This window comes from Streptomyces montanisoli (assembly GCF_017813245.1).
Taxonomy (GTDB): domain Bacteria; phylum Actinomycetota; class Actinomycetes; order Streptomycetales; family Streptomycetaceae; genus Streptomyces; species Streptomyces montanisoli.
In genome coordinates this window covers 1-4,199 of sequence record NZ_JAGIQL010000287.1, presented here as the reverse complement: position 1 = coordinate 4,199, position 4,199 = coordinate 1, and the positions used below count along the sequence as shown (strand labels likewise).

4 protein-coding genes are annotated in these 4,199 nt (G+C 75.9%); all 4 read left to right on the top strand.

Features of this window, described 5'->3' with window-relative positions:
- Window positions 1–162 precede the first annotated feature (162 nt).
- Entirely contained in the window at window positions 163–960 is a 798-nt protein-coding gene (locus JFN87_RS32210; RefSeq protein WP_245182814.1) for a polysaccharide deacetylase family protein, read from the top strand.
- A complete protein-coding gene (locus tag JFN87_RS32205; RefSeq protein ID WP_209345917.1) occupies window positions 957–2,096 on the top strand; it encodes a glycosyltransferase in 1,140 nt (379 codons plus the stop codon). The genes JFN87_RS32210 and JFN87_RS32205 overlap by 4 nt, the downstream gene beginning before the upstream one ends.
- Window positions 2,093–2,878 (top strand): YveK family protein, encoded by a 786-nt coding sequence (locus tag JFN87_RS32200; protein ID WP_307865678.1) that lies wholly within the window; start codon window positions 2,093–2,095, stop codon window positions 2,876–2,878. The genes JFN87_RS32205 and JFN87_RS32200 overlap by 4 nt, the downstream gene beginning before the upstream one ends.
- A partial coding sequence (locus tag JFN87_RS32195) for a GNAT family N-acetyltransferase (protein ID WP_209345915.1) occupies window positions 2,875–4,199 on the top strand: 1,325 nt, incomplete at its 3' end. The genes JFN87_RS32200 and JFN87_RS32195, both read left to right, overlap by 4 nt.

Genomic DNA, 4,199 nt, shown 5'->3' with positions numbered 1-4,199 from the left:
ACCCGTACCTCGCGCTCGCCCTGGCGTGCCCCGCGATCGCCGCCGCGTTCCTCGCCGTGGCGGGCGTCCTGCGCGCGCCCGGGACCGGCGCACTCCTCGCGGCGGCCGTCCGCGTGCCCCCGCTCGCCCGTACCATCCGCACCGTCACACGAAGGCCAACCGATGCCCGCTGACACCCCGTCCGCAGGACCCCTGCGGGCAGTCATGTACCACTCGGTCGCCGACACGGCCGACGACCCGTACCGCGTCACCGTCCCACCCGCCCGGCTCGGCAAGCAGCTGAGCCTCATGCGCCGGTGCGGCCTGACGGGCGTGTCCATGGAGCGGCTGCTGCGCGCACGCGCCGAGGGGAAGGGCGCCGGGCTCGTCGGCCTGACCTTCGACGACGGGTACGCCGACTTCGTCGAGCACGCCCTGCCCGCGCTGCTGCGCCACGGCTGCACCGCGACCGTCTACGTCCTGCCCGGACGCCTCGGCGGCAGCAACGAGTGGGACCCGCTCGGCCCGCGCAAGCCGCTCCTGACCGAGGACGGCATCCGGGCCGCCGCCGACGCGGGCATGGAGATCGGCTCCCACGGCCTGCTGCACACCGACCTCACCGACCACGGCGCCGTCGACGCCGAACTGCTCGCCGCGGAGACCGCGCGCAGCCGCGAGCTGCTGGCCGCCGTCATCGGGAGCGAGGTGACCGGCTTCTGCTACCCGTACGGCAACGTCGACGCCCGCGCCGCCGACGCCGTGCGCGCCGCCGGGTACCGGTACGCCGTCGCCATCGACCCGGGGCCGCTCACCGGCCTCTTCGCCCTCCCGCGCGTGCACGTCGGGAGTCAGGACAACGCCGCCCGGCTGTTCCTCAAGTACGCGCTGCACGGCAGGCGCCGCGCCCCCGTCCCGTACGGCCCCTACCCCGAGCTCCACGAGTCCGAGCTGCCGCGCGTGCAGGAGGTGCCCGCGCCATGAGAGTCCTCCACGTCATCACCGGCCTCGGCATCGGCGGCGCCGAGCAGCAGCTCAGGCTCCTGCTGCGGCACCTCCCCACGGACCACGACGTCGTCACCCTCACCAACCCCGGCGCCGTCGCCGCCGGCATCACCGCGGACGGTGTGTCCGTGACGCACCTCGGCATGGCGGGCAACCGCGACCTGGCCGCACTGCCCCGTCTCGCCGGCATCGTCAGGCGCGGGAAGTACGACCTCGTCCACACGCACCTCTACCGCGCCTGCGTGTACGGGCGGTTCGCGGCGCGGCTCGCAGGGGTGCGCGCCGTGGTCGCCACCGAGCATTCGCTGGGCGCACGGCAGATCGAGGGACGCCCGCTGTCCACCGGCGCACGCGCGCTCTACCTCGCGGGCGAGCGCCTCGGCTCGGCCACCGTCGCCGTCTCCGACACCGTGGCGCGCCGCCTGGAGCGCTGGGGCGTGCCGCACGACCGCATCCACGTCGTCCCCAACGGCATCGAGGCCGGCCGCTTCCGGTACGACGAGCCGGCCCGGCGCGCCACCCGCGAGCGGCTCGGCCTGCCGGCCGGCGCGTTCGTCGTCGGCGGCGTCGGCCGGCTGACCCGCGGCAAGCGCTTCGACACCCTCGTACGCGCCGTCGCCGACCTGCCCGACGCCCGCCTGCTGCTCGTCGGCGGCGGGCCCGAGCGCGACGCACTGCTCTCCGTCGCGCGGCGGCGCGGCGCCGGCGACCGCGTCCTGCTCACCGGAGAGTGCGAGGACCCGCCGTCCGGCACCGGCGCCCTGTCGCTGCCCGCACTGCTGTCCGCTATGGACGTGTTCGTCTCGCCCTCGCCCGAGGAGGCGTTCGGCCTCGCGGTCGTCGAGGCGCTCGCCGCCGGGCTTCCGGTGCTGCACGTCACCTGCCCCGCCCTGCACGACCTGCCGGCCGAAGCGGCCCCCGGCGCCCGCCAGGTATCGGGCGCGGTCCCCGAGCTGACCGACGAACTGCGCATGCACCAGAAGCGGTTCACCGCAGGGCCGTGGGAGCGGCTGCCCACGCCGCAGGCCGCGCACCACTACGACATCGCGCGCAGCGCCGAGCGGCTGATGGCCGTCTACACGATCGCTACACGAGGAGCCAGTGACCGACGATGACAACGAAGACAGCGGACAAGAAGCCGAGCCGGAAGCCGGCCGACGGCACGTCACCGGGGAGCGGCACGGCGGGTGACAAGCCGGCCGACGCCGCGTCAGCGGGCGCCCCCGCCCGCCCGAGGAACGCGGCCCGCCGCGCACGGTCCTCGGCACGCACCCTGCTGAAGCGGCTGCCCGTGTGGAGCGTCGTCCCCGCGGCAGCCGTCGCCGGGGTCGGGGCGGGCAGCGTGTACGGCGCCGTCAGCACGCCCGAGTACAGCGCGACGAGCTACGTGCTCGTCGTGCCGACCGCCAAGTCCGACCCGGCGTCCGCGCTCGGCTTCGCCACCGCGTACGGCCGCGTCGCCTCGCAGGTCGCGGTACTCGGCGACGCCCAGGTGTGGGCCGGTGTGCCCGTGGAGAAGCTCAAGGCCCAGGTGACGACGGCGACCTCGCCCGACGCGCCGATGATCTCCGTCACCGCCACCGACGCGAACCCTTCGACCGCCGTCGACATGGCGGACGGCGTCGCGCGTGCGCTGGTCAGCAACGGCACGCACCTTCAGACCGACACCAACGTGAAGGTCCTCCAGTTCTCCCGGGCGATCAAGCCGAAGTCGCCCACGTCGCCCTCCACCCCGCTCGCCGCGCTCGTCGGCGGCTGCGCGGGCGGCCTGCTGGGCGCGCTGGCCCTGCTCGTACGGCCGAGGCGGCGGCGCGAGAGCGAGCCGTACCCGTCCGTGCCGGGGCCCGCGACGGCGCCCGCGAAAGGCCTCGCGCCTCAGCCGGAAACGGTGTCATGACCGCACAGCCGACCGCGCGACCCGACACCGGCGCCCTTCCCGCGCACGCGACCGGGCCCGAGAGCGCGCACGAGACGGCGCGCGAGCCAGTGCGCGAGACCGGGCCCGCGCCCGGGCCCGAGACCGAGCCCGAGCCCGGGAACTCGACCGCGCGCGAGCCACTGCGCGAGACCGCGCCCGCGCCCGGGCACGACCAGGGCGCCCTCACCACGCACGTGTACCGCGACCCGGCGGAGTTCGCGGCGCTCGCCGGCGAATGGGACGCGCTGTTCGCGCGCTGCCGCACGGCCACGCCGTTCCAGAGCCACGCCTGGCTGCACTCGTGGTGGCACTCGTACGGCACACCCGGGCGGCTTCGCATCGCGGCCGTGCGCGGCGGCGACGGCCGGCTGCTCGCCGTGGCGCCGCTGGCGCTCGCGTACCGCCCCTTCCCCGTCCTCGTTCCGCTGGGCGGCGCCATCACCGACTTCTGCGACGTGCTGCTCGACGACGCGTGGGCGGGCCCCGCTGGCGCGGCGCTCACCGACGTCCTTCGCGCCCTGGCACGCACCGCCGTCATCGACCTGCGCGAGGTGCGGCCCGGCGCGGCGGCCGAGGAGGTCTTCGCCCACTGGCAGGGCCCGCGCAGGCAGCTCACCGACTCGCTCTGCCTCGAACTGCCGGGGATGCCCGTCACCGGCCTGATCGGCCGGCTGCCCTCGCAGACCGGCCAGCGGCTGCGCGCCAAGCTCCGCAAGATCGACAAGCTCGCCATCGAGACGCGCGCCGTCCCGGCGGCCGAGGTGCCGGCAGCCGTCGGGCGCCTGATCGAGCTGCACCGCCGCCAGTGGGCCGGGCGGGGCGTCAACCCCGAGCATCTGTCGGCACGGTTCGGCGCGCACCTGGCACGCTCGGTGGGCGCCATGACGGCGAGCGGGCAGGCGCGGATGACGGAGTTCTCCCTCGACGGCGAGGTGGTGGCGTCCGACCTGACGCTCCTCTCGCCGCGCCTGACCGGCGGCTACCTGTACGGCGTGTCGCCCGTGCTCAGGCAGCGCAAGGTGGACGTCTCCGCGCTCCTGCTGCGGCACAGCGCAGGGCACTTCGGCCCGGACTCGCCGCCCGGTGCCGCGCTGAGCATGCTGCGCGGCACCGAGGCGTACAAGAGCCACTGGCGTCCCGAGGCCGTGCGCAACAAGCGGCTGCTGCTCGCCCGTCCCGCGCTGCTGCCCGCGCTGCTCGTGCTGCTGGCACGGGCGTCGGCGCGCCGCACCGCGGCCCGCTGGGTGAAGCGGTGGCGTGCCAGGGGCACCGCGCCCGCGGGCGCCGCCTCTCCGCGCGC

Excerpts from the sequence above, each read along its gene's own strand:
- JFN87_RS32210 (WP_245182814.1), top strand. The coding sequence starts at position 163 with ATGCCCGCTGACACCCCGTCCGCAGGACCCCTGCGGGCAGTCATGTAC.
- JFN87_RS32205 (WP_209345917.1), top strand. The coding sequence starts at position 957 with ATGAGAGTCCTCCACGTCATCACCGGCCTCGGCATCGGCGGCGCCGAG.
- JFN87_RS32200 (WP_307865678.1), top strand. The coding sequence starts at position 2,093 with ATGACAACGAAGACAGCGGACAAGAAGCCGAGCCGGAAGCCGGCCGAC.